This is a genomic window from Ferribacterium limneticum (assembly GCF_020510565.1).
In the GTDB taxonomy this organism is placed as follows: domain Bacteria; phylum Pseudomonadota; class Gammaproteobacteria; order Burkholderiales; family Rhodocyclaceae; genus Azonexus; species Azonexus limneticus_B.
The window spans coordinates 3,649,988-3,674,239 of record NZ_CP075189.1 but is presented as its reverse complement, the minus strand read 5'-3'; the positions used below and the strand labels follow the sequence as shown (position 1 = coordinate 3,674,239).

22 protein-coding genes are annotated in these 24,252 nt (G+C 62.2%); 11 read left to right on the top strand and 11 right to left on the bottom strand.

Features of this window, described 5'->3' with window-relative positions; all coding sequences use genetic code 11:
• Positions 1-54: 54 nt before the first annotated feature.
• Entirely contained in the window at positions 55-1,305 is a 1,251-nt protein-coding gene (gene hemA, locus KI610_RS17635) for a glutamyl-tRNA reductase (RefSeq protein ID WP_226496251.1), read from the top strand.
• On the opposite strand, the gene KI610_RS17630 is transcribed toward hemA, so the two are convergent.
• A complete protein-coding gene (locus KI610_RS17630) occupies positions 1,231-2,925 on the bottom strand; it encodes a GGDEF domain-containing response regulator (RefSeq protein WP_226496250.1) in 1,695 nt (564 codons plus the stop codon). The two genes, hemA and KI610_RS17630, sit on opposite strands and share 75 nt — an antisense overlap.
• 131 nt (positions 2,926-3,056) lie before the next feature.
• On the opposite strand from KI610_RS17630, the gene prfA reads away from it, so the two are divergent.
• Together prfA and KI610_RS17620 are read left to right on the top strand one after the other, a co-directional pair.
• Positions 3,057-4,142 carry a peptide chain release factor 1 gene (gene prfA, locus KI610_RS17625; protein ID WP_226496249.1) on the top strand — a complete coding sequence of 362 codons (1,086 nt, stop codon included), beginning with the start codon at positions 3,057-3,059 and terminating at the stop codon, positions 4,140-4,142.
• A gap of 171 nt (positions 4,143-4,313) precedes the next feature.
• The gene (locus KI610_RS17620; RefSeq protein WP_226496248.1) at positions 4,314-5,018 is read left to right on the top strand and encodes a PEP-CTERM sorting domain-containing protein; all 705 of its coding nucleotides are present in this window, start codon (positions 4,314-4,316) and stop codon (positions 5,016-5,018) included.
• A 130-nt stretch (positions 5,019-5,148) separates the two neighbouring features.
• Here the strand turns inward: KI610_RS17620 and KI610_RS17615 are convergent, their stop codons facing one another.
• From KI610_RS17615 to KI610_RS17605, 3 genes are all read right to left on the bottom strand, one after another.
• Positions 5,149-7,524 (bottom strand): TonB-dependent receptor, encoded by a 2,376-nt coding sequence (locus tag KI610_RS17615; RefSeq protein ID WP_226496247.1) that lies wholly within the window; start codon positions 7,522-7,524, stop codon positions 5,149-5,151.
• 69 nt (positions 7,525-7,593) lie between these two features.
• On the bottom strand, positions 7,594-8,331 hold the full coding sequence (locus KI610_RS17610; protein WP_226498568.1) for a PEP-CTERM sorting domain-containing protein: 738 nt from the start codon (positions 8,329-8,331) through the stop codon (positions 7,594-7,596).
• A gap of 105 nt (positions 8,332-8,436) precedes the next feature.
• The gene (locus tag KI610_RS17605; RefSeq protein WP_226496246.1) at positions 8,437-9,129 is read right to left on the bottom strand and encodes a PEP-CTERM sorting domain-containing protein; all 693 of its coding nucleotides are present in this window, start codon (positions 9,127-9,129) and stop codon (positions 8,437-8,439) included.
• A 172-nt stretch (positions 9,130-9,301) separates the two neighbouring features.
• Between KI610_RS17605 and prmC the strand changes: the two genes are divergently transcribed.
• Both prmC and grxD read left to right on the top strand, forming a co-directional pair.
• Positions 9,302-10,183 carry a peptide chain release factor N(5)-glutamine methyltransferase gene (prmC, locus tag KI610_RS17600; RefSeq protein WP_226496245.1) on the top strand — a complete coding sequence of 294 codons (882 nt, stop codon included), beginning with the start codon at positions 9,302-9,304 and terminating at the stop codon, positions 10,181-10,183.
• Between the two features lie 13 nt (positions 10,184-10,196).
• Positions 10,197-10,517, top strand: coding sequence for a Grx4 family monothiol glutaredoxin (gene grxD / locus KI610_RS17595; RefSeq protein ID WP_226496244.1), 321 nt, complete (start codon positions 10,197-10,199; stop codon positions 10,515-10,517).
• 93 nt (positions 10,518-10,610) lie between these two features.
• Here grxD and KI610_RS17590 read toward each other — a convergent pair whose 3' ends face one another.
• Both KI610_RS17590 and argH read right to left on the bottom strand, forming a co-directional pair.
• On the bottom strand, positions 10,611-10,988 hold the full coding sequence (locus tag KI610_RS17590; RefSeq protein WP_226496243.1) for an OsmC family protein: 378 nt from the start codon (positions 10,986-10,988) through the stop codon (positions 10,611-10,613).
• Positions 10,989-11,130: 142 nt separating this feature from the next.
• Positions 11,131-12,519, bottom strand: coding sequence for an argininosuccinate lyase (gene argH, locus KI610_RS17585; RefSeq protein ID WP_226496242.1), 1,389 nt, complete (start codon positions 12,517-12,519; stop codon positions 11,131-11,133).
• Between the two features lie 57 nt (positions 12,520-12,576).
• Here argH and KI610_RS17580 point away from each other — a divergent pair, with 57 nt between their 5' ends.
• From KI610_RS17580 to KI610_RS17570, 3 genes are read left to right on the top strand one after another with little or no spacing between them, the layout of a single operon-like run.
• Positions 12,577-13,602, top strand: coding sequence for a sensor histidine kinase (locus tag KI610_RS17580; RefSeq protein WP_226496241.1), 1,026 nt, complete (start codon positions 12,577-12,579; stop codon positions 13,600-13,602).
• Positions 13,569-14,357, top strand: coding sequence for a LytR/AlgR family response regulator transcription factor (locus KI610_RS17575; protein WP_226496240.1), 789 nt, complete (start codon positions 13,569-13,571; stop codon positions 14,355-14,357). The genes KI610_RS17580 and KI610_RS17575 overlap by 34 nt, the downstream gene beginning before the upstream one ends.
• 20 nt (positions 14,358-14,377) lie before the next feature.
• Positions 14,378-14,896 (top strand): glutaredoxin family protein, encoded by a 519-nt coding sequence (locus tag KI610_RS17570; protein ID WP_226496239.1) that lies wholly within the window; start codon positions 14,378-14,380, stop codon positions 14,894-14,896.
• Positions 14,897-14,921: 25 nt separating this feature from the next.
• Here the strand turns inward: KI610_RS17570 and KI610_RS17565 are convergent, their stop codons facing one another.
• The gene (locus tag KI610_RS17565) at positions 14,922-15,497 is read right to left on the bottom strand and encodes a response regulator (RefSeq protein ID WP_226496238.1); all 576 of its coding nucleotides are present in this window, start codon (positions 15,495-15,497) and stop codon (positions 14,922-14,924) included.
• A 314-nt stretch (positions 15,498-15,811) separates the two neighbouring features.
• Here KI610_RS17565 and KI610_RS17560 point away from each other — a divergent pair, with 314 nt between their 5' ends.
• Positions 15,812-18,019, top strand: coding sequence for a TonB-dependent receptor family protein (locus KI610_RS17560; RefSeq protein ID WP_226496237.1), 2,208 nt, complete (start codon positions 15,812-15,814; stop codon positions 18,017-18,019).
• Between the two features lie 126 nt (positions 18,020-18,145).
• Here the strand turns inward: KI610_RS17560 and pepN are convergent, their stop codons facing one another.
• The 4 genes from pepN to KI610_RS17540 all read right to left on the bottom strand — a co-directional run bounded on the left by pepN (position 18,146) and on the right by KI610_RS17540 (position 22,513).
• The gene (pepN, locus tag KI610_RS17555; protein ID WP_226496236.1) at positions 18,146-20,740 is read right to left on the bottom strand and encodes an aminopeptidase N; all 2,595 of its coding nucleotides are present in this window, start codon (positions 20,738-20,740) and stop codon (positions 18,146-18,148) included.
• A 92-nt stretch (positions 20,741-20,832) separates the two neighbouring features.
• Positions 20,833-21,306, bottom strand: coding sequence for a hypothetical protein (locus KI610_RS17550; protein ID WP_226496235.1), 474 nt, complete (start codon positions 21,304-21,306; stop codon positions 20,833-20,835).
• 122 nt (positions 21,307-21,428) lie between these two features.
• Positions 21,429-22,034, bottom strand: coding sequence for a methyltransferase domain-containing protein (locus KI610_RS17545; RefSeq protein ID WP_226496234.1), 606 nt, complete (start codon positions 22,032-22,034; stop codon positions 21,429-21,431).
• On the bottom strand, positions 22,031-22,513 hold the full coding sequence (locus tag KI610_RS17540) for a SoxW family protein (protein WP_226496233.1): 483 nt from the start codon (positions 22,511-22,513) through the stop codon (positions 22,031-22,033). Before KI610_RS17540 ends, KI610_RS17545 begins: the two co-directional genes overlap by 4 nt.
• On the opposite strand from KI610_RS17540, the gene hemC reads away from it, so the two are divergent.
• Both hemC and KI610_RS17530 read left to right on the top strand, forming a co-directional pair.
• Positions 22,512-23,447, top strand: a complete 936-nt coding sequence (gene hemC / locus KI610_RS17535) for a hydroxymethylbilane synthase (RefSeq protein ID WP_226496232.1) — start codon at positions 22,512-22,514, stop codon at positions 23,445-23,447. The genes KI610_RS17540 and hemC overlap by 2 nt on opposite strands.
• A 7-nt stretch (positions 23,448-23,454) precedes the next feature.
• Positions 23,455-24,237, top strand: a complete 783-nt coding sequence (locus tag KI610_RS17530) for a uroporphyrinogen-III synthase (protein WP_226496231.1) — start codon at positions 23,455-23,457, stop codon at positions 24,235-24,237.
• The last annotated feature ends 15 nt before the right edge of the window (positions 24,238-24,252 follow it).

Sequence of the window (24,252 nt, the reverse complement as noted above, 5' to 3'; positions counted from 1 at the left end):
GTCACGGGCGGATGTTATAATCAGCGCCCATTTCGTGCGCGCCAGCCCTATCCGGTGATTTTTACCCTCGGCATCAACCATCATTCCGCGCCGCTCGCCATCCGCGAGCGGGTAGCGTTTGGCGCCGACAAACTGGGCCATGCGCTGGGCGACCTGACGCGCGACCGGCCTGTCCGCGAAGTGGCCATCCTGTCCACCTGCAACCGCACCGAGATCTATTGTTCGGCCGAATCGCCCGAGGTCGTCATCGACTGGCTGGCGCATTACCACCAGGTCGAACGTGCCGAACTGGCCCCCTACATCTATACCCACGACCAGCCGGAAGCCATCCGCCACGCCTTCCGCGTCGCCAGCGGCCTCGATTCGATGGTCATCGGCGAGCCGCAGATTCTCGGCCAGATGAAAGACGCCGTGCGCGCCGCCGAAGAAAACGGCACCCTCGGCACGCAACTGCACAAGCTTTTCCAGCGCTCGTTCTCGGTCGCCAAGGAAGTCCGTTCGACGACAGCCATCGGCGCCAACATCGTCTCGATGGCCGCTGCCGGCGTCCATCTGGCCGAACGCATTTTCGAGTCGATTGCCGGCCAGCGCATCCTGTTCATCGGCGCCGGCGAAATGATCGAACTGTGCGCTGCCCACTTCTGCGCCGGCAAGCCGAAGCAGGTCACCATCGCCAACCGGACGGTTGAGCGGGCGCGTGCCCTGGCCGAGCAGTACGGCGGTACGGCCATCCGCCTGGACGAACTGGGCGAGCATCTGGCCGCTCACGACATCGTTGTTTCCTGCACAGCCAGCCCGCTGCCGATCATCGGCCTGGGCATGGTCGAACGGGCGATCAAGACGCGCCGCCACCGGCCGATCTTCATGGTTGACCTTGCCGTGCCGCGCGATATCGAAGAAGAAGTCGGCAAGCTCGACGACGTCTTTCTCTACACCGTGGACGATCTGGCCCAGGTGGTTGAAAGTGGCCTGGAGTCACGGCAGGCGGCGGTGGTCGACGCCGAGGCGATCATTGCCAACCGGGTGCAGGACTTTCTCGGCTGGCTAGAATCGCGCGACACAGTGCCGGTCATTCGCTCGCTGCGCGATTCGGCCGAACGCATGCGCCGGCACGAGATGGAGCATGCGATAAAGCTGCTGGCCAAGGGTGAGGCGCCGGAAAAGGTGCTCGAGCAGTTGTCGCAACGCCTGACCAACAAGTTCCTGCACGCCCCGACGCAGGCGCTGAATTCAGCTGACAATGGCGAACGGGCTGAACTGCAGGCCACGGTAAGCCGACTGTTCCATCTCCACGCTGGTGACTGAGAGCCCACTTTCCGGCTCGGCGCGGAGCAGACAGTTTCGGCCGCTGCGCTTGGCCTGAAGCAGGGCGGCGTCGGCCGCCTGAATGATGCTTGATGGCGTGATGAAATAAGGCAGGGCGGCGATGCCGCAACTGAAGGTGGCGTGCACCGAGCCCTCGGCGTGCGCGTGCGGCAGCTCAGAAAAATCCTGGCGTATCTGGTCGAGCAGGACGGTGGCCCGCTCCAGTTCGGTATCGGGCAGGGCGACGATGAACTCCTCGCCGCCGTAGCGGCCGATCAGGTCGGTGTTGCGCAGACGGCCACGCAGCAGCCAGGACAGGCTGCGGATGACCTGGTCGCCGACCGGGTGGCCGAAGCGGTCGTTGATCGATTTGAAACGGTCGATGTCGATCATGGCGACAACCATGCGGCCGCCCGGCATGGCGTCGTGCATCATGCGTTCGATCTGATCCTTTGCCGTAGCGTGGTTAAGCAGGCCGGTCAGGCTGTCGTGGCGGGTCGAGTGCAGCATTTCCCGGTAGCGCTGGATCTTTGTCTTGACCACCGCCGCCAGAATGATCGGATTGGTCGGCTTGGTCAGGAACTGGTCGCCACCGAGGCGCAAGGCCTCAACCTGCTGGGCAATGTCACTTTCGCTCGACAGGTAGATGACCGGCAGCGAATGGTATTCGGGTACCTGGCGCAGGGCGCTGGTCACCTCGACGCCGCTGCAGAAGGGCATGTGCATGTCCATCAGGATGGCATCGGGCTTGTATTCGGCTGCCGCTTCGAGCAGTAGCCGAGGGTCGTTGATGGCCCGGCTGTCGATGCCGTGCTGGGATAAGGAGCGCCGGACGTGGGCGATGGCGGTGGCCGAGTCTTCGACGATCAGCACGCGATGCGTTTCTTGTTCCTGCGTCTGGGCCAGATCGAGAATGCGTGACAGGACGTCGCTGACCGTATCGCCAAGCGGCACGCAGGCATCGGCGCCGGCGCGCTGGAGGAGGACGATGCTTTGCAGGTTGCTCGGCACGGACAGGCAATAGAAATAACTGCTCGGGAATTCGGTGCGCAAGGCCATGATGTCGGCAATCGCATTGGGCGGATAAGCCCGTCCTTTCTGCTCCGGGATGAACAGGATGGCCAGTGGCGGCTGCTCTGAATCCGGCGTTTCTCCCCAGCCAACGTGGCTAGGGATGAAGCCAAAAAAGCCCAGTTGCTCGCTCAGCATTTTCGTCGCTGGGTGGTTCGGCCGGGATACGATGACAATCTGACGCGGTTGCTGGCTGGTATTTTCGCGCTCGGCAAGGTCGTCCGTCTGACGTCTTGCCGGGGTGGCCGGCGTTTCGTGGCGGCGAAGTTCGCTCAGGATGATGATCAACTGCCGACTGATGGCATTCGCCTGGTCATGCGGGATGGGGTGCATGGAACTGTCGCCGAACAGGGTCAGGGCAGTGTTTTCCAGTTCCTGGCAGGCGCGGACCAGTCCCGGCAGGTGACGGCGGTTGAGTTGCTCGGTCAGGCCATTGAGCGACAGCGTGAATTCGACGAAAAGGTCGACTTCACCTTTGGCGCGATAGTGTTCCCAGCGCGATTCCAGCGTTGCCGCCTGTGCGATGAGGGAGTGAGGAATGTGGGGCATGATTGTTGAGATCTGCAATCGAACAATTATGCTTGGTGAATCTTCCCGTGGCAATCTCCTTCCATCGCCGACGAACGGTGTTCTCGGGTACCATTACGCCCCCTTGAACCATTTGCTGACCGGCTTGCGATATGAAATCGAGCATCCGCCAAAAACTCGAACTGCTGGTCGATCGCCTCGATGAAATCGACCGCATGCTGTCGGCGCCGAGCACGGCGGGGGACATGGATCAGTTCCGCAAGCTGTCGCGGGAACGCTCCGAAATCGAGCCGGTCATTGTCCAGTTCAATGCTTTCCGTCAGGCGGAAAACGATCTGGCCGAAGCCGAGGCAATGCGCGACGACCCGGAAATGCGCGACTTCGCCGAGGAAGAAATCGCCAGCGCCAAGGCGCGCCTGCCCGAACTCGAAATTGAGTTGCAGAAGCTGTTGCTGCCGAAAGATCCCAACGACGAGCGCAGCGTGCTGCTCGAAATTCGTGCCGGGACGGGGGGCGACGAGTCGGCGCTGTTCGCCGGCGATCTGTTCCGCATGTATTCGCGCTACGCCGAGCGTCAGCGCTGGCAGGTCGAAGTCATGTCGGCAAGCGAGTCGGAGCTCGGCGGCTATCGCGAAATCATCTGCCGGCTGGCTGGCAACGGCGCCTATTCGCGGCTCAAGTTCGAGTCCGGCGGCCACCGCGTCCAGCGCGTGCCGGAAACCGAAACGCAGGGCCGCATCCACACCTCGGCGTGCACCGTGGCGGTGATGCCGGAAGTCGACGAAGTCGAGGACGTGAACCTCAATCCGGCCGACCTGCGCATCGACACTTTCCGCGCTTCGGGCGCCGGTGGTCAGCACATCAACAAGACCGATTCGGCCGTGCGCATCACCCACCTGCCGACCGGCATCGTTGCCGAATGTCAGGATGGCCGTTCGCAGCACGCCAACAAGGCCTCGGCCATGAAGGTGCTGGCGGCGCGCATCAAGGACGTTCAGGTGCGCGCCCAGCAGGCGCACATTTCGAGCACCCGCAAGAGCCTGATCGGCTCCGGCGACCGCTCCGAACGCATCCGCACCTACAACTTCCCGCAGGGGCGGATCACCGATCACCGCATCAACCTGACGCTGTACAAGATCGCCGCGATCATGGACGGCGACATGGACGAACTGCTCGGCGCGCTGGCGGCGGAACATCAGGCCGATCTGCTGGCCGAACTGGCCGAAACGAACGGCTGAGCTGGCCGAAACGAACGGCTGAGCCTGGCGACCCGCCAGATTTCGACGCGGGTCCGTGAAATATTTCCGGTTTTTGCTGGCCGCGCCGGCGGCCTTAGTCCGAATGGCTCATTGGTAGGCTGGTTGAGCCTGGCTGATAATCGATCGTCAATTATTCGCTCTGGCTATCCCATGAAAAAATCCCTTCTCGCTCTGGCCTTTGCCACTGCTTTCGCCGGTTCGGCCAGCGCTGCCATGCAGTCCGTCGATGCCGGCAATTACACTTTCACCTATGACGACAGCTTCTGGGGCATTGCTCAGGGCACGGTCTTTGGCCAGAGCGGCAATACCTTCACCTTCAGCAATCTCGGCTACTCGGCTGCGGCGGCTGGCCAGCGCAGCGGCGAGAGTTCTGCGGACTTCCTTGACTGGACCTATGTCGGGGCGGTTTCCGTCCAGGCCAAGTCCGGCTATCAGATTCAATCGATCATTTCCGGTGCGGTTGGCCAGATTACGACGACGGTTGGCAGTGCTGACGGCGCGTATGCCTATGCTGGCGCCAATACCTTCGCCCAATGGAATGGCTGGGGCGGCGTCTACGGCGACACCTCGACCTACTCGGAAAAGGATGGCTCTGACAGTTTTGGCGCCAACGGTCCCTACAATGTCTCCGGCAGTGCCAATCTGGACGGGGTCCAGCAGGCTGAACTGACCTACTTCCAGACCAGTGGCTGGGTGACCGTTGCCGGTCGCGACAGTTCGGCCAGCATTTCGCACGATGCGTCGTACTTCACCGTTCAGGTCAGCGCCGTTCCCGAAGCCGACAGCTACGCCATGTTGCTGGCCGGTCTCGGCGTTATCGGTGCCCTGGTTCGTCGTCGCGCCAAGCAGCTTTAATCGCCGTTTGGCGGTACCGGAAATGCCAAATAGGCCGCGGTTGCGGCCTATTTGTTTTTGGTCTGCAGGCAGACCCGATTGCCACGGTCAACCGGAAAAAATGGACAAAATTGAAATCCTGCCGCGTCGCTCAGAAATGCACATTCAGGGCCACGTTGAATGAGCGTCCCTTGCCGGGAACCGACATGCCCCACGGAATACCGTTGGTCGTCATCGAGTTGCCCTGGCCCAGATAAGCACCGCCGAGCGGCATGAGGTAGAACTTGTTGAGGGCGTTTTCAAGGCCGATGTCGAGGCGGGCGTATTTCCAGTCGTAGCTTGTGCGCAGATTGAGCAAGGTGTAATCCGGGGTCCGCACCTCGTTCCTGACCTGAGAAATGGTGTCCTTGTTGTCGACCCACAGGGTTTCAGCCGTCGTTGTCCAGCCAGCCAGGCGATGGGTCAGGGCCAGCTTCAGGTTGAGCGGCATCATGTGGTAGAGGTTGTCGCCGGTTGTCCGGTTCTTGCCCCTGACGTAATTGAGCGCGCCGCTCAGCGTGAAACTGCCGAAATCCTCGCTGCGGCCAAGCAGTCTGTGGCCGGACAGATCCAGTCCGTACAGTTGGGCCGACTGATTGACGTACTGCAGCGAGACGTAGCCGTCGGTCTTGGTCAGGTTGCTGGCGCCGCCGCAGCCGGAGAGGTCACAGCGCTTGGCATCGATGAAATTGTCAACGTAGGTCAGGTAGGCCGTTGCTTTGAAGCCCCAGCCAGCCTTGTCAGCGGCGTGCCAGTCGGCGGTCCCGCTGAAGGTATGGGCGACTTCCGGCTTGAGGTCGAGATTGCCGATGTAGGCATTGCCGTCGCCGACGAAATTGTTCATCAGCGCAGCCATCGAAAAAGCTGACCAGGGGTAGCGTTCGTAGAGATTGGGTGAGCGGGTTTTGCGGGCGAAGCCGGCCTCGTAGGTCTGCATCGCATCCGCCGTGTAGCGCGACAGTAGCGTCCAGTCGATATTGTTGTCCTGGCGCCGGTGATCGCTGGCGTTGAATCTGGCCGAGTCAGCGCCGTAGTTGCCAAAGCCGGGAGCGTAGCCCTGTACCGATCCGGCATCCGAGGTGACGGTGTCGCTGCGCATGCCGATCAGCGTCAGCCATTTCGGGGTCCATTGCGCTTCCCATTCGGCAAAGAAACCGAGGCGGTCGCGGCGGCCGTGGCGAATGTTCCAGAAATCGTCGCCCGACATCGATCCCGGCGTCGGGCCGAGCGGCGGCCACCAGTCGTTCAGACGGTAGTTCTGGAAGTCGCTGCCGACGCGCAGCGTATCCGTCGGCGACAGTTCGATGCTGCCCTTGAGCAGCCCGCCCAGGGTCGTCGCTTCGGTGTCCATCGGCATGACCATGCCGTAGAAGCGGTCCTGGATCATGTCCATGTGGTGCTTGAGATCCTGGTGGAACACCCTCGCTTCGAGCTGACCCCACTGGTATTGCCCGGTGTAGGCCAGATTGACCAGTTTGTTGACGTTGGAAGGCTTGTCCTTGTCCACGACGTAATTGGCCGGATTGCCTGGATCGGGGGCGCTGGCGATCATGTCCATGCGCTGGTTCGGGAAGCCTTCAAAAAGCAGCCGTTGTTCGCTGAAGGTCAGTTCGAGCAGATGATCGGCCAGATTGAGCGCCAGTCCGAGGCGCCGGTTTCTTGAGCCGGCGTATTCGCTTGAACCCACCTCGTTGCCGGCCAGAGGACGCTCGCCCATCATCTGCCAGAGGCCGGGTATCTTGAAGTCCTTTGCCGCCCGGTAATTGTCGGATTCGGAATTCGATTCGGCGTAGGAAACATTGACATGCTGGCTGGCCAGCGTGGCACCGAAGCTGTAGCCGCGGGCGTTGCCATTGCTGCGGGTGAAGGTGCCAGCCCGGCCTTCGGCGAGGAAGCTTTGATCGGCTTTGGCGAATTTCGGCGGCGCCGATTTCACCTGGATCGTCCCGCCGATGCTGTCGCCGCCCAGGCTGGCCGGCGTGATGCCGGCAAACACCTCGACGCTGGCGACGCTCGTCGGGTCGATGAAGGACAGCGCCGAGTTCATGTGGTTCGGGCAGGCCGTCATGAGGTCCATGCCGTCGACCTGCGTGCGCAAACGGTCATCCGCCAAGCCGTGAATCACGGGCAGGCTGGAAATGCCGCCGGCGCCGTAGAGACTGACGCCGGGAATGTCCTTGAGCAGTTGCGCGCTGTCGCTGGTCGCCGTGCGTTGCGGGGCCAGGTCCTGCTCGTTGCGGCGGGCGGCGCTGTGCAGCGAGTCGCCTGTCCGGCCGGCCGTAACGACGACCGAGGGCATAGTCTGCGCTGTCGTGTCGGCGCCGTCCGGATTGGGCTCTGCCTGGTTCGCCGATGGCGGGGGGGCGATAGTCGTCTGTGCTGGGGCTGTTACCTGAGCCGTCGCCTCAAGCGAGGCGGCGGAAAGCAGCGCGACGAAGGAATTGGCCAGTAATTTCCTGGCAGCTGCAGTCGAATGAAATGGAATCAAGATTGCCTGACATCTTTGGAGTTGCCGGGTAGCGGTCTGCCCACCGGAGTGGCGCGCAGACCGTCAAAATTAGCCGTTCTTGCGCCGTTTGCGCGCAACCAAGCCCATCAAGCCGAGGCCGGCCATCAGCATGGCGTAGGTTTCAGGTTCCGGAACCGGCGCCGCCAGGGTGATCGTCTGCGAAACCGGATAACCACTCATCGTTCCGATGGCGCCATAACCGGCCACGCTGGTTCCGGTCATGCAAACGGCGCCCATCATGCCGCCGGGCGCGCAGTCGGCGTAGGCCAATTTGTCGATCTGGTTTTGCGTCAGGGCGGCCAGGGGATTCGTGGTATTCACGAAGATCATGGCGTAAGCGTTGCCCGAATTGTTGCCTGCTCTTGGGAAGCCGTAATAGACCCCACCGGCATCGACGCCGGCCTGCGGACTCCAACCGTCGCCGCCCGTTCCTTTCCAGAAGGTATTGCTGCTGTTGTTCTTGAACGTGGTGACCAGCAGGCCATCGTTGATGCTGTCAGCGTTGGTGTCGACTGCAACCGACGATAGTTGATAATCGAGCGTCAGCCAGGTCATGGTGTCATTCGGATAGACGGCAGAGGTGCCGGTCATCGACTCACTGAGGATGCCCTTGAGGTTGCTGACCGTCTTGGTCACGTCATCGAAGTCGAAGGTGCCGATGAATATCGAGTCATTCGGCTGGGTATCGGGTTCAAAAAACGTTTCCTGGACCTTGTAAGTCGTAACAGCGGCCTCGGCCACCTGAACGGCACCGATCATGGCCAGTGCACTACTGATCAACAGCATTTTCTTCACGGGTATTTCCTTTCTTGCAGTTATCAGGTGAACCTTCACCTGCATCTCTCACCAGAGGCCTGCGCTGCGTTCCTCGCGAGGCGCAGGCTGCGGATATCAGTTGGTCCTGCGCCGACGGGCGATAAAGCCGATCAGCCCGAGACCGGCCATGAACATGGCGTAGGTTTCCGGTTCGGGTACTGCTGCGGTGATTGTCTGGGTGATCTGGTCGACGCCGCGCATCGTTCCGCCGGTTGTTCCGGTGGCGCTCAGCCAGCCGGTCATGCAGGTGCCCATTCCGCCCATCAGCGAACCCGTAGTGCAGTCGCCATAGGCCAATTTATAGTTCTGGGCCGGAGTCAGAGTCGCCTCAGGGTCAAGCAGATTGACGAAGATCGTGACGTAGGCATTCTGGTTGCCAAACTGCCGCATGCCCCCGGTGGCAAAGCCGCCGCCCTGAAAAACGTCGGTCGTGTTCTGGTAAAAACTGCTTACCAGAAGGCCGCCCAGCGCCGCGTCGTAGACGGACGACAATTGATGACTGAGGTATCGCGTAGCCTGCAAAGCGGGATCGGCATTGGTCATGGCTTGGCTGAGCAAACCTTGCAGATTCGATACGGTCTGGGTGGCCGAATCAAAGTCGAATGTCCCGGTGAAGTAGGTGTCCCGGTCCGGAGCGCTGTTATAGACAACCTGATTGAATCTTTCCGTGACGTTGTAGGTGGTCACGGTGGCCTGTGCCGACTGAACACTGGCAACTGCTGAAAGCGCGCCGACGATCAGCGCATTCCTTATTTTTCTATCAAACATTGATGCTCCCCTTTTTGTTGAAAACCGGTGGCTACTTCGCGATCAGCCGTGACGGATCAGGCTGATCGATTTTTCGGCGGCCAGTTTAGGGGGGCATCTGTGGTAAATGAATGTGGCATATCGTCGCACCCGTTCTCGTTAGGGGCTTGCCGGTCCCGCCGGTATAATCGGGATGGCCGCACTGACGGCTCTTTTCATTTATCGCGAAAGATTCGTCGTGCAGTCACTGGGTGAAAACTGGCGCAAGGGGCAGAAGCTGCTCGCCGAGGCGGGAATCGAGTCCGCGCGGCTCGATGCGCGACTGCTGCTCGAATACGTCGCCGGCTGCCGCCACACCGATCTCCTGATGTCCCCGGAAAGTCCATTGTTGCTCCCGGCCCAGCAGGTGTTTGACGAATTTTTGGTGCGCCGGGCGAGTGGTGAGCCGCTGGCCTACCTGACCGGGGAAGCGGAGTTTCGCGGGCGGGTTTTTCAGGTGTCGCCGGCCGTTCTGATCCCGCGTCCGGAAACCGAAGTGCTGATCGAATTGGCACTCGAAAAATTACGGGGCATGGCTGCGCCGACGGTTGTCGATCTCGGCACCGGCTCGGGCATCGTCGCCATTTCCCTGGCGCTTGAATGTCCGCAGGCGAGGGTTGCGGCGGTCGACCTGTCGCCCGAGGCAATTTCCGTGGCGCGCAACAATGCCGGCCGGCTTGGTGCCAGGATCGAATTTCACGCAGGCGACTGGTTCGCGCCGCTCGCCGGCGAGCGCTTCGATCTCATCGTTTCCAACCCGCCCTACGTCGCCGACGGCGACCCGCATCTGGCCCTCAACGGCCTGCCCTTCGAGCCGCAAATGGCGCTGACCGATGGCGCTGATGGCCTTGATTGCATTCGTCGCATTGTTGCCGACGCGGCGGCTCATCTGAACCCCGGCGGCTGGCTGCTCTTCGAGCACGGCTACGACCAGGGCGAAGCGAGCCGGAACTTATTGACCTCTGCGGGGTTCAAAGCCGCATCCACTTTCCTCGACCTGGCCGGCATAGACCGCGTTTCAGGCGCCCATTTTTAAATCAGGAGAAATCATGTCCGACGTTCAGCAACGCATCCACGCCACAGTGACCGGCAACCCGGTCGTCCTTTACATGAAGGGTGACGCCCGTTTTCCGCAATGCGGTTTTTCCGCGACTTCCGTGCAGATCCTGAAGGCCTGTGGCGTCGAAGACTTCGTTACGGTCAATGTGCTGGCCGACGAAGAAATCCGCAATGGCGTCAAGGAATACGCCAACTGGCCGACCATTCCCCAGCTCTACATCAAGGGCGAATTCGTCGGCGGCTGCGACATCATGAAAGAGATGTACCAGACCGGCGAACTGCAGCAGATGCTGGAAGGTATCGCGGCCTGATTTTCGGCTCGCCGGAAACGCAAAAGCCGGGGAGCGTCCCCGGCTTTTTTATTTTTGGCCGAAATTTCCGGTTGACCGTGGGATTGGCCGGCGTCAGATCTCGGCGACCTGGAACTCGATGGCCGGGCCGTTGGCGACGATATCCTTGACAGCGCAATGGGCGATGCTCTCGAGGATATTGGCCTTCTGTTCGGCGGTGAAATGCTCGGGGAAGCGCACCTCGGTCTTGAATCGGGCCAGGGTCAGCGGACCGCCGGTGCCGGCGAACGGCTTGCAGGCGATTTCGATACCGGCGGCGGGGATGCCGAGTTCCTTGCAGGCTTTCTTGGCATAGACCGCCGCGCAGGCGGCGAGGGAGGCGTAAAACGCTTCGAGCGGGTTCATCAGGGAGCCATTTACAGAGTAATTGGCTTCGTGTTTGGCGCTGCTCACCTTGATGAGCGGGGTGTTGTCGACAACGGTTGAGTACATGCTGATCTGCCTTGGGTTTAGTTTTGGGCGACGTCGGATGGATAAATATCAACGTTCGCTTATATGTTAAACCTCTAATCCGTTCGGCGCAAAAAAAGACCGCCGGCGCAAACCGGCGGTCTTTTCGTTTGAGGCGGGAAAATCAGCCCAGACGCTGGCGGGCGCGGGCGATGGCGGCCTTGACCTGGGCCGGTGCGGTGCCGCCGATATGATTGCGGCTGGCCAGCGAACCTTCTACGGTCAACACGGAAAAAACGTCATTTTCGACTTGCGGGCAGAAGGCGCGGATTTCTTCGAGCGTCAGTTGCGGCAGATCGACGCCCTTCTGCTCGGCTGCCTTGACGGCGTGGCCGACGGCTTCGTGGGCATCACGGAAGGGGAGGCCCTTCTTGACGAGATAGTCGGCGAGGTCGGTCGCCGTGGCGAAGCCCTGGGTTAGCGCGGCCTTCATGTTCTCGGCGCGGACCGTGATGCCGCCGGCCATGTCGGCGAAGATGCGCAGGGTGTCGGTCACGGTGTCGACGGCGTCGAACAGCGGCTCTTTATCTTCCTGATTGTCCTTGTTGTATGCCAGCGGCTGCGACTTCATGAGGGTCAGCAACGACATCAGTTGGCCGTACACGCGGCCGGTCTTGCCGCGCGCCAGTTCCGGCACGTCCGGGTTCTTCTTCTGCGGCATGATCGACGAGCCGGTGCAGAAGCGGTCGGCGATCTGGATGAAGCCGATGCGCGGGCTCATCCACATCACCAGTTCTTCCGACAGGCGGCTGATGTGCATCATGAGCAGGGCGCAGGCCGAGGTGAATTCAATGGCGAAGTCCCGATCCGACACGGCATCGAGCGAGTTTTCGCAGACGCCTTCGAAGCCTAGTTGTTCAGCGACGAATTCACGGTCAATCGGGTAGGTCGTGCCGGCCAGCGCGGCGGCGCCGAGCGGCAAGCGGGCGACGCGTTTGCGGCAATCGACGAAGCGCTCGGCATCGCGCCCGAACATTTCGAAATAGGCCAGCATGTGATGGCCGAAGGTGACCGGCTGGGCGACCTGCAGGTGCGTGAAGCCGGGCATCGGCGTCGCCGCTTCTTTCTCGGCCAGATCGACCAGCGCCGAACGGAAAGCCTTGATCAGGACGAGGATATCGTCGATCGAATCGCGCAGGTAGAGGCGGATGTCGGTAGCGACCTGGTCGTTGCGCGAACGGCCGGTGTGCAGGCGTTTGCCGGCATCGCCGACGAGCGCGGTGAGGCGCTTCTCTATGTTGAGGTGCACATCCTCAAGGTCGAGCGACCATTCGAATTTACCAGACTCGATTTCTTCGGTGACGACGGCCATGCCGCGTTCGATATCAGCGAGGTCGGCGGTGGCGATGATGCCCTGTTTGGCCAGCATCCGGGCGTGGGCCAGCGAGCCGCGGATGTCCTGGCGCCACATGCGCTGGTCGAAATCGACCGAGGCGGTGTAGCGTTTGACGAGATCGGAAACCGGCTCGGAGAAGCGTCCGGCCCAAGTGTATTGATTGGCGTTGGAAGTCATGACTCTGGTCTAGAATGGGGCAAATCGGCGACGAATTTGGAACAAACCCGCACAAAGATGACAAGTATACGGCACTTTCCTGCAACCCACCCTCTGCCCGACTGGCGCAATTTCGGGGTCATGCTGCGCGTCCTGCTCGGCATCAATGTGCTGGCAGTGCTCGCCGCGCTCGTGCAGTCGGCCAATCTGGCCGGTTGGGCCGGGCACTATGTCGAACTGGCCGCGGTTGTCCAGCCGCTGCTGTTGATCGGTCTCGGCCTCTTGGCGTTGCTGCGCGATGTCTTGTGGCGTCTGCCCTTGCGCCTTGGTCAGATGTGCGTGCTGGCCCTGGCCGGCGGGCTGGCGGCGGCATTGTTTTTTTATGCAACTTCGCTCGGGCTGGCCGAGGGCGGCAGCGTGTGGCGTGCCGTTCTGCTGGCCATGGCGGCCACGGCCTTGCTCCTGGTCTATTTCGACCTGCGCTCGCGCGCCTTCTCGCCCGTGCTCAGCGAGGCGCGGCTGGCCGCGCTCAACGCGCGTATCCGGCCACACTTCCTGTTCAATTCGCTGAACGCCGTGCTCTCGCTGATTCGCGCCCGGCCGCAGCAGGCCGAAATGGCCCTCGAGTCCCTGTCCGACCTCTTTCGCGCCGCCATGCGCGACCCCGGCGAGCTGGTCAGCCTGGCCGACGAAATCGCCCTCGGCAAACAGTATCTCGAACTCGAAACACTGCGCCTCGGCGAGCGTCTCGCGGTCGACTGGAAAATCGGCGCCATTGCGCTGGATCTGCCGATTCCGCCGCTCATGCTGCAGCCGCTGCTCGAAAACGCCGTCTATCACGGTATCGAGCCGTCACCGGAAGGCGGTACGGTACGTATCGGCATCGAACAGCGCGGTCAGGAACTGCGCATTGCGGTTGCCAATCCGACCGTCGGTCAGGTCCATCATGCCGCTGGCAACCAGATAGCGGTGGCCAACATCCGCGAACGGCTGGCCTTGTATTACGATCTCGAAGCCCGTCTGGAAATCGAGACGGGGGATCATTCCTATGAAGTTCGCATTTTCCTGCCATGCCAACGTCGCAAGCCCACGCCAGCTCGCTGAAGGTTCTGCTCGTCGATGACGAGCCGCTGGCCCGCGACCGCCTGCGCGAACTGCTCTCCGATATCGCCGGCCAGTTGCCGAGCGAAGTCGTCGGTGAGGCCGGCAACGGTCTCGCGGCGCTCGACATCCTGCGCGACAGGCCGGTCGACGTCGTGCTCGCCGACATCCGCATGCCGGGCATGGACGGCATCGAACTGGCAACCCACCTAGGCCGCCTCGAAAAACCGCCGGCCGTCATCTTCACCACGGCCTACGACAACTACGCCGTGCAGGCCTTCGACCTCAACGCCGTCGACTACCTGCTCAAACCCGTGCGCACCCAGCGCCTGCTTGCCGCTTTGCAGAAAGTGCCGGGGCCGCCGCCGGATGCAGCGCTGCTCGCCGGCATCGGCCACGAAATGCGTGGCAGCGGGCGGACCCACCTTTCCTGTCACGAGCGTGGCCGGTTGCTGCTCGTGCCGATCGGCGAAGTGCTCTACTTCAAGGCCGACCTCAAATACGTGACGGCCAGGACCCTGGAGCGCGAATACCTGCTCGACGACACGCTGGCCCATCTCGAAACCGAATTTGCCGAGCGCTTCCTGCGTCTGCACCGCGCCGTGCTGGTCGCCAAGGCCGCGCTCGCCGGCTTCGAAAAGGCCGCTGGCGACGATGCCGAGGCCTATGGCTGGGCGCTGCTGCGTGGCGTTCCGGAAAAGCTGCCGGTCAGTCGCCGCCAGTGGGTGCCGGCAAAAGCGTTGGTCAAGAATTCCTGAATGTTCTCCGAGATAGCCCAATGAGTCGAATCTGCCCCCACTGCAACTATGCCCGACAGGCCACCGATAGCGCGCCGGATTGGCAATGCCCGTCCTGCGAGAAAGCCTACGTCAAGGCGAGTGCGCCGCTGCCGCCGGAAAACCTGGTCCAGTACGGTCCGAATGCAGAAACCCGCAGCGCTGGACCGGGCAAGTGGCTGCTTATCCTGATCGCTTTCGGCGCCGCCTTTTGGTTCGGCCGGCCCTTGTTGCAGCAGGGCAGCACGCCGCAGGCCATGGCGGCGGCGTCGACCGAGCAGCCGGAAGTGGTTCTCTACGCCACGAGCTGGTGCGGCTACTGCAAGATGACGCGCGAGTTCTTTGCCGCCAACGGCATTCGTTACAGGGAAGAGGACATCGAGCAGAGTTCGACGGCGCTCCAGCAACACAAGAAGCTGGGCGGCAACGGCGTGCCGCTGATCGTCATCGGCGACGAGGTCGTCAAGGGCTGGAACGAGCAGTCGCTACGCCAGTTGTTGGGGCCCTGGATGCGGAGCTGATCGCACCGCCGTAGCGCTGTTCCGGTCAGGCCGGGGTCGGCATGGCTTGTTCGGCAAGACGCGGCGTGGCGCGCTGTGGAACGAGATCAGCGTCGAGCAGACGTTCGATCCGGAAAAAAACCTCGTAGCGCGAGAAGGGCTTTTTCATGAAGTCGTCGGCCCCGATCCGGGTGCCGAAAAACTGCTCCATCGCCTGTTCGTTGCCGCTCATCATGATGACCGGGATGTTGCGCGTCGCTGGGTCGCGGCGGATGGCGCGCAGGGCGGCGAAGCCGTTCATGCCGGGGAGCACGATGTCGAGAAAGATCAGTTCCGGTGGCTCCGGGTGCAATTGCGCCAGCCCGCTTTCGGCGTCGAGCGCTTCGAGCGTTTCATAGCCGGCCGAGCGGAGAAATTTCTTGAGTACGGTGACGATGGTCTTCGAGTCGTCAATGATCAGGACGCGCGTGCCTTCGCGAGCGTTGATCCGTTCCTTGCCGCGCCGTTCGTTGATCTGCGGGGCGCGGCTGGCGAGGGCCGGCGCAGAGGGGCGAGGCGGAGTCGGCGCGATGCTTGGCGGGTTACGCCGGAAGAGCGAGCGGATTTGTTCAAGAATGCCCACGATTGTCCCCTTGATCAATGCAATGCCTGGTGCCGAGTATCGTTTGCGGGCAATCCGGCCGCCCGCTGTCTCTGGTTGTAGCCCGGTATTTTAGAGCGCCTTATGCATTTGTTCTCGGCTATTTGTGGGTGGTCGGGAAATATTCGATCGCTATGTGACAAACCCGGGAAAAATTCCCGGGTTTGCAGTGAACAGTTCCCGAGCCACCCGAGGCAAAGGCAGCGAAGATCGCCGGTCAGCTCAAGGCCGAGCCATGTGGCCCGAACGGTTTTAAGGCCGCGGCAAAAAAATCAACACATCCATCCGGAGACAATATGCAGTTCAAGCCAAGGACAATTGCCAGCGCCGTCGCATCCGCCATGATGCTCATGGCGCTGACGGCCCATGCAAAAGACCAGATCATTGCCGAGCAGGTATCCGTCAGCGGGATTCTTCCTGACCGCCTGGAGTCCGTGCCGGGCGCCTTCTCGGTTATTGATGAGAAAGAACTCAAGGAGAGCGCTCCGTTCTCCATTCGCGAGGCGCTGACGCGCACCCCGGGTGTGCACAGCGTTGGCGAAGACTCTTTCGGGCTCGGCCTGAACATTGGCGTGCGCGGCATGGACCCGCGGCGGACCAGCCGCACGCTGCTGCTCGAAGATGGCATGCCGCTGTTTCTGGCGCCCTATGGTGATCCGTCGGCCCATTACTCGACACCGCTCGAGCGGGTGCAGCGCATCGAAATCGTCAAGGGTTCGGGACAGGTGCTGTACGGCCCGCAAACGGTCGGCGGCATGATCAACTTCGTCAGCCGCCCGCTGCCGGCGAATGGCCTCGCCGGCAGTGTCACGGCCACGCTCGGCAACAATGATTTCTCCGGCCTGCATGCCAATGTCGGTTACGGCGGCGAACTGGGTGGCGTCATGCTCGATGTCCTGCAGAAAAAAGGCGACGGGATTCGGAAGAACCACGATTTTGACGTTCGCGAGTACACCCTGAAGGGCCAGCTGAAGATCAGCGAACGGCAAACAATCCATGCCAAGCTCAGTCAGTTCATCGAGGACTCGCATATTTCGGAAACCGGCCTGGGTACTCTCGAGTATGCGGAAGACAAGTTCCAGGCGCCCACCGGCAAGAACGACAAATTCGAACAGGAGCGCAACACTTTCCAGTTGCAGCATGTTTTCGCGATCAATGAACGGAGCAAACTCAGCACCCAGTTTTACCGGGTCAGCAACAAGCGCGCCTCGTTCCGGCAAATCAACGATCCGGGCGGCTTTGACGATGCCGGCAATAACTCGACCGGCTATTCGGTGATCGACCGTTGCAGTACCGCAGCAACTGAAGCCAATGCCGCCACTTGCGGCGGTCGCTGGCGCCCGCGCGAGTACGATTACTGGGGCATCGAACCGCGCCTCGACTTCAGCCACAATCTGTTCGGTATTGAAAGTGATGCGGTGATTGGCCTGCGCTACCATGCTGAGGACATCAGGCGAAACCAGTTCCGCGATGCCAGCCCGCTGGCGCAAAGTCAGGCCTGGGCGGAACAGTTCGGTACGCACCGCGAAGACATTCGCATCGATACCAAAGCCTGGTCTTACTACGCGCAAAACACCTTCCATGTCGGCAACTGGTCATTGACCCCCGGTGTGCGGGTTGAGGATTATGAAATCAGGACCGACATCGTCCGGGCCGACGGTGAGGAACAGAATAATCCCGAATCGAATCTGAACAACCGGCAGACGGTCGTCCTGCCCGGCTTCGGCCTGGCCTGGAACGGCATTGCCAAGACCACGCTCTTTGCCGGCGTGCATAAGGGCTTCGCCCCGCCGCGCCCGGACCGCGACATCAACGAGGGAAGTGGAGCGAACACCGCCGTGGCTGACAAGACCAAGGCAGAGGAGAGCACCAACTGGGAAATGGGCTTGCGCTCCAGTTATTTCAAGGGCGTCGGTTTTGAGGCCACCTTGTTCCATACCGACTTTGACGAAATCGTTATCAACAATGGCGCCGGCACCTTCATCAATGGCGGCGAATCGAAAATGTCCGGTCTGGAACTGGCGGGCCGGGTCGATTTCGGGCGCATCTTCGATACGGCGCACAACGTTTACATCATGGGTTCCTACACCAACCTGTTCACCGCAAAATTTGCCAGAAGCAGTCCGAATGCCGCCGTCGACGGCATCGTCAATGGTGACCGCCTGCCTTATGCGCCACGCCATCTGGCCTCGTTGAATGTCGGTTATCAGCACCCGTTCGGGATCGATGCCCGCGTCGGCGTGGATTATGTCAGCAGCCAGGAACCGGATAGTTTCGCCCGCGTTCTGCCGCCGGTGGATGCAGCACTTTCCGGTCTGTCCGGGACGATTCCGTCCTACACCCTGGTCAATGCCTCGTTGCGTTACAAGCCGCAGGGCAGCAAGGTATCGTTCTTTCTGAGCGGTCACAATCTGGCCAACAAGGAGTATCTGGCGACCCGGGTCGATGGCATGGCTGCCGGTCGCACCCGGCAAATCCTTGGCGGGGTCACCTACGCGTTCTAGCAAAGCTGCCGGCCGAAAACGGCAAACCTCGCTGCTGATTGCCTGATGCAAAAGCCCCGGTACGATGCGACCGGGGCTTTTGTATTTCAGTGCCGCGCCAGGCGCAGCGGTTTGGCGGGCCGCTGATCAGCCGAGTGCTTTGGAAACCACCTCCAGGACATCGCGCGACAGACCGACGTGGTCGCGGATGTGTTCGAGGGCGATGCGGGCGTGACGCTGACGGTCGGCGTCGAACTTCTTCCAGCGGTCGAAGCTGCGGGCCAGGCGCGAGGCGACCTGCGGGTTGCGGTCGTGCAACTGGAGCACGCAGTCGGCGATGAAGGCATAGCCTTCAGCGGTGTGGAAGCGAACGAGGTTGGCGCCAAAGGCACGCAACAGCGCGTAGACCTTGTTCGGATTGGTGATGTCGAAAGCCGGGTGCGTGGTCAGTGCCTTGACGGTGGCCAGCGTGTCCGGGCGGCGGCTGGTCGATTGCGCGGTCAGCCATTTGTCGACGACCAGCGCTTCATGCTGCCAGCGGGCGTAAAAATCGGCCAGTGCCGTTTCACGTTGCGGGCAGGTTTCGGCATTGACGTTGGCCAGCGCCGACAGCGCGGCGAACTGGTCGGTCATGTTGTCGGCGCTGTTGAACTGAGAGAACGCCAGTTGGCGGCTTGCCTCGGTGTCGAGTTCAAGCAGGTAGGCGAGACAGACGTTGCGCAGCGCGCGGCGGCCTGCTTCGGCGCTGCTCGGCGTGTAGGCGCCGGTCGGGGCGAGGGCGACATAGAGGCTGGCGAATTCGTTTTCCAGCTGTTCGGCCAGATGCCGGCGCAGGGCGTTGCGGGCGGCGTGCAGGGCGTCGGGATCGACGATGGCCATGGCTTCGGCCAGCGTTGATTCGCCGGGCAGGGTGAGCGCTTCGGCGACGAAGGCGGCGCCGCGCTCGGCTTGCGTTTGCAGCAGGCGGCGGGCGGCGTTGACGAAACTGTCTGGCCAGACGGGAGACTGGCCGGCAGCGATGGCGGCGGTGGCGTCGAGGATCAGCGTCGAGGCGAGGCGCTGGCCGGCTTCCCAGGCGTTGAACGGGTCGCTTTCGTGGGCCAGCAACAGGGTCAGTTGTTCGGGCGTGTAGTCGAAGTCGAGGACGACCGGGGCCGAGAAGTCGCGCAGCAGTGAGGGCACGGGTTCGGCAGCGATGTCGTTGAAGACGAAGGATTGCGTTGTGGCAGTCAGGTGCAGCGTGCGCTCGGTGCCGGACAGCAGGTCGCCGTTGTCGGCGAACAGGGCGACACGGATCGGGATCAGGGTCGGCGCGTCGTCGCTGGCGCGCGGGTTGGTCTGCGTGCAGGTCAGCGTGTAGGTTTTCGATTCAGCATCGAAAAAGCCGTCGACCGTGACATGCGGCGTGCCGGGCTGGTTGTACCAGCGCATGAATTGCGTGAAGTCGAAACCGCTGGCGGCGGCCATGGCGGCGACGAAATCCTCGCAGGTGACGGCCTGGCCGTCGTGGCGGCGGAAGTATTCATCCATGCCGGCGCGGAAGCCATCGCGGCCGATCAGGGTCTGGATCATGCGGATGACTTCGGCGCCCTTTTCGTAGACTGTCGAGGTATAGAAATTGTTGATCTCGACGAAGCTGGCCGGGCGGATCGGGTGGGCCATCGGGCCGGCATCTTCGGGGAACTGGGCGGCGCGCAGGCCGCGTACTTCGCGGATGCGGGCGGTTTGCCGGTTGTGCAGGTCGGCGCCGAATTCCTGGTCGCGGAAGACGGTCAAACCTTCCTTCAGCGAGAGCTGGAACCAGTCGCGGCAGGTCACGCGGTTACCGGTCCAGTTGTGGAAATATTCGTGGGCGACGACGCGGTCGATGTTCTCGAAATCGACGTCAGTCGCCACATCGCTGCGCGCCAGCACGTATTTCGTGTTGAAGATGTTGAGGCCCTTGTTCTCCATGGCGCCCATGTTGAAATCGCCGACGGCGACGATCATGTAGTGGTCGAGGTCGCATTCGAGGCCGAAGCGTTCTTCGTCCCACTTCATGGATTTTTGCAGTGCGGCCATGGCGTGCGGGCATTGGTCGAGCTTGCCCGGTTCGACGTAGATGGCGAGCTGGACGTCGCGGCCGGAGGCGGTGCGGAAAGTGTCGCGCAACACGTCGAGCTTGCCGGCAACGACGGCGAACAGGTAGGCCGGCTTCTTGAACGGGTCGGCCCATTTCGCCCAGTGGCGGCCGCCGGGCTCGTCGCCGGCGGCGACCGGGTTGCCGTTGGCGAGCAGGACCGGGTAGGTCGTCTTGTCGGCGTGCAGGGTCGCAGTGTAGGTGGACATGACGTCCGGACGGTCGAGGAACCAGGTGATGCGGCGGAAGCCCTGGGCTTCGCACTGGGTGAAATAGCCGTCGGCCGAGCGGTACATGCCGGACAGCCGGGTGTTTTTGTCGGGATCAATGCGGACGACGGTTTCCAGCGTGAAAGCGTCGGGCAGGTCGCTTAGCGTCAGCGAGCTGGGTGTTTCCGATTTTGGCCAATTTTTCCGGTTGACCGTGACACTGAGCGTTTCCAGCTCTTCGCCGTCGAGGACCAGCGGCCGGGCCTGGACTGCGGGGTTGCGGCGCATGGCCAGCGTCGCGCTGACGGTGGTCCCGCCGGATTCGATGTTGAAGTCGAGATCGACCGTGTCGATCAGATAGGCGGGGGCGGTGTAGTCCTTGAGATGGACGGTCTGGGGGGTATCGGTTTTCATGGTTTGACAGGCAGTCGGGGGGACTGCCGATGATACGTCAAACCGGTGCCCACAGCCTGTCTGGCAGGTTGTGGGCGGGCCATCGGGGGCGGCTAGTCGCGGCCGTGGCCTCGATCGTCACCGCGTCCGCGACCACGGTCGTCGTGGCGATCCCGGCCGCGATGATCGTCGCGGTAATCGTGCCGGTCACGGCGATGGTCGTCGCGGTAGCCATCACGACGATGGTCGCGGTGGCCGTGCCGTTCGCGGTAGCGCGGGGCGTATTCCTGTTGATACCAGTTGTCCTGGACGAAGTAGACGCGTTCGCCGCAGGCGCCGTAGCGATGGCAATGCCGGCGCCAGTCGCGGGCATGGCCGGGCGGAACACGTAGGTAGAGCGGCGGGCGGCCGACCGGCGCGCGATGGATCATCATCGGTTCCGGAAAGAGCAGGGGCGGTGGCGGGAAACCACCGATGTCGAGGCGGCCGTAGAAGCCCGGCTGGCCGATATTGATCGAAACCTGGGCGGAAGCGGGGGCGCTGAGGGTGGCAGCGGCTATGGTGAGGGCTATCAGGATGTATTTCATGGAATCAATTTCCTTGTTGGGGTGTGCCTGAATAACGCGTTCGATCATGGTGAGGATGACGCGGCGGCATGCAACAAATTGTAAGTTGATGTTGCCGTGTAACGACTGATTTTTCGCCGCGACTAACGCCGTTGCCAGACTTGCCAGCGTTCGCGACCGGCGAAGACCGGGATTGAATCGTCGACGGCGGTATCCTCGATCAGTTCAAAATTTGAAGCGAGCAATTCGCCCAGTTGCCCGGGCAGGATCCCGAAGGGCGGGCCTTTCGGCTGATCGCAGAGGAAGAAGAAGCCGGCCAGCCGGCCGCCCGGTGGCAGCAGTTCGGCAACGCGTCGGCCCCAGTCGGCCCACAGCTTGCGCGGCAGAGCGCAGAGGAAGGCGCGTTCGTAGATCAGTTCGACGGGTCGGGCCGGCGCGAAGGTGAAGAAATCGGCGCAGACCAAGTCGACCGGGGCATCGCCCAGAATGTTTCGCGCCGTCTCGATGGCGATAGGCGAGAAGTCCAGCGCGGTGACCGGCCAGTCGATTTCAGCCAGATGGGCCGCCTCCCAGGCGCTGCCACAGCCGGGGATCAGCGTATTGAGGGGCGCCGGCTGGCGGGCGATGAAGTTGGCAAAGGCATCCGGCACCTTGCCGGCGTCCCACGGCGTGACGCCTTCGCCGAAGCGCTTGCACCAGAAATCCGGGTGTTCCGGACGCTGATCCGGTGGCTTGATGGTTTCGCTCATGGTTTTTTCAGGGCGCGGGCTGATTGCTCGACGGCGTCTTCAAGATAGCTCTGGTAAAAGTCAGGCAGCCGGGCGCCGACGATCGGATAGGCCAGCTGGCGGCCATCCGGGCCGTAGAAAGCGACGACCGGCACCAGCTTGACCTTCTCGGCGCTGGCGACGCGGGCGTGCGTCGAGACGCCACCCTTGAAGTCGGTGAGCGCCTGAGTTTCGCCATCCTGATTGATCTGGCGGATGACCACGCGATCACGGAAGCGCGGGTTGGCGGCGAGTGGCTTGAGGTAGTCGCGTTTGACCGCTTCGCAATATTTGCAGTCCTGGCGGCTATAAATGACGATCAACGGGCCGCCGGCCTTGGCTGCCTGCGCCGACTCGGCGTGCAGGTCGATGGCGGCCGGCAGGTCGGTCGCACCCCAGGATGGTGCGGCCAGCCATGCTAGAATCAGCCCTCCCCAAAGCCCTGCCCATTGCCTGCTCATGTCCCGTCCTTCGAAGATTGTCATTGCCTCCCGCGAATCCCGTCTGGCCATGTGGCAGGCGGTGCATGTCAGAGAACGCTTATCGAGTTTAAATCCCGGGACTGAAGTTGTCATTCTCGGCATGACCACCAAGGGCGATCAGATCCTCGACCGCCCGCTCGCTGAAATCGGCGGCAAGGGCCTGTTCATCAAGGAACTCGAAGTGGCAATGGAGGAGGGCCGCGCCCACCTCGCCGTCCATTCGATGAAGGATGTGCCGATGGTCATGCCCGAAGGCTTCGTGCTGGCCGCCATCTCGGCCCGCGAAAATCCGCGTGATGCCTTCATCTCGAACAAGTACAACGAGCTGGACGATCTGCCGGCCGGCGCCATTGTCGGCACCTCCAGCCTGCGTCGCGAATCGATCCTGCGCGCCAAATATCCGCAGCTCGTCATCAAGAGCCTGCGTGGCAATCTTGATACCCGCCTGAAAAAGCTCGATGCCGGCGAATACGACGCGATCATCCTGGCCGCCGCCGGCCTGATCCGCCTCGGCATGGAAAATCGCATCAAATCCGTGTTGACCGCAGAACAATCGCTGCCGGCGCCCGGTCAGGGCGCCCTGGGTATCGAACTGATCGATGGCGCGGCCGACATGGCCGACGTTGTCGCACCGCTCAACGATCCGGAAACGGCTCACTGCGTCAAGGCCGAACGTGCCTTCTCGCGCGCCTTGGGCGGTTCCTGCCAGGTGCCGCTCGGCGGCTACGCGATCATCGAAAACGGCCAGCTCTGGCTGCGCGGTTTTGTCGCGACGGCCGACGGCAAGGAAGTGGTCAGCGCCGAATTGCGTGGCAACCCTGCCGACGACGAAGCGCTTGGCCGTCAGCTTGCCGAGACGTTGCGTGCTCAAGGTGCCGATGCCATTCTCGCCAAGCTGGCCTGTCACGCCTGATCAACGCATGAGCTCCGTCGGCCCGCTCACCGGCCGAACCATCGTTGTCTCCCGGCCGCTGGCGCAGGCAGCGCCGCTGGCCGAGGCGATTGTTGCCGCTGGCGGTACGCCGCTGATTTTTCCGCTGCTTGAAATATCGCCGGCCGCCGACCCTCAGCCGCTGGCCGAAGCGGCTGCCCGGCTGGGCGACTATGCCCTGGCTGTGTTCATCAGTCCGAACGCCGCCGATCATGCACTGCCGGTTTTGCTGGCGCAGCAAGCCTGGCCTGAATCCCTGATCCCCGCCGCAGTTGGCCAAGGCACCGTGAAGTTGCTGGCCGAGCGCGGTATCCACGGCTGCATCGCGCCGACCGAGCGTTTCGATTCCGAAGCCTTGCTCGAGTTGCCGGAGGTCGCCGCCGAGCGTATCAAGGGCAAACGTGTCGCCATTTTTCGTGGCGATGGCGGCCGCGAACTGCTCGCTGATACGCTGCGCGAACGCGGGGCGACGGTCGATTGCATCACTTGCTACCGCCGTTCCGGGCCGTCCGCCGGTGTCGCGCCGCTGATCTCGGCCTGGCGGTTTGGCCATCTCGATGCGCTGACCGTATCGAGCAGCGAAGGCCTGCGTTATCTGGTCGATCTGCTCGACGCCGAAGGCCGTGCCTTCCTGCAAAAGACGCCGCTCTTCGTCCCCCACGCCCGCATCGCGGAAAACGCCCGGGCTTTGGGTTTAAGCAACATTCTCCTCACCGAAGCAGCCGACGCCGGCATCCTCGCCGGCTTAGTTGCTTATAATTGGCCGGCATGATGCCCGAAAACGAAA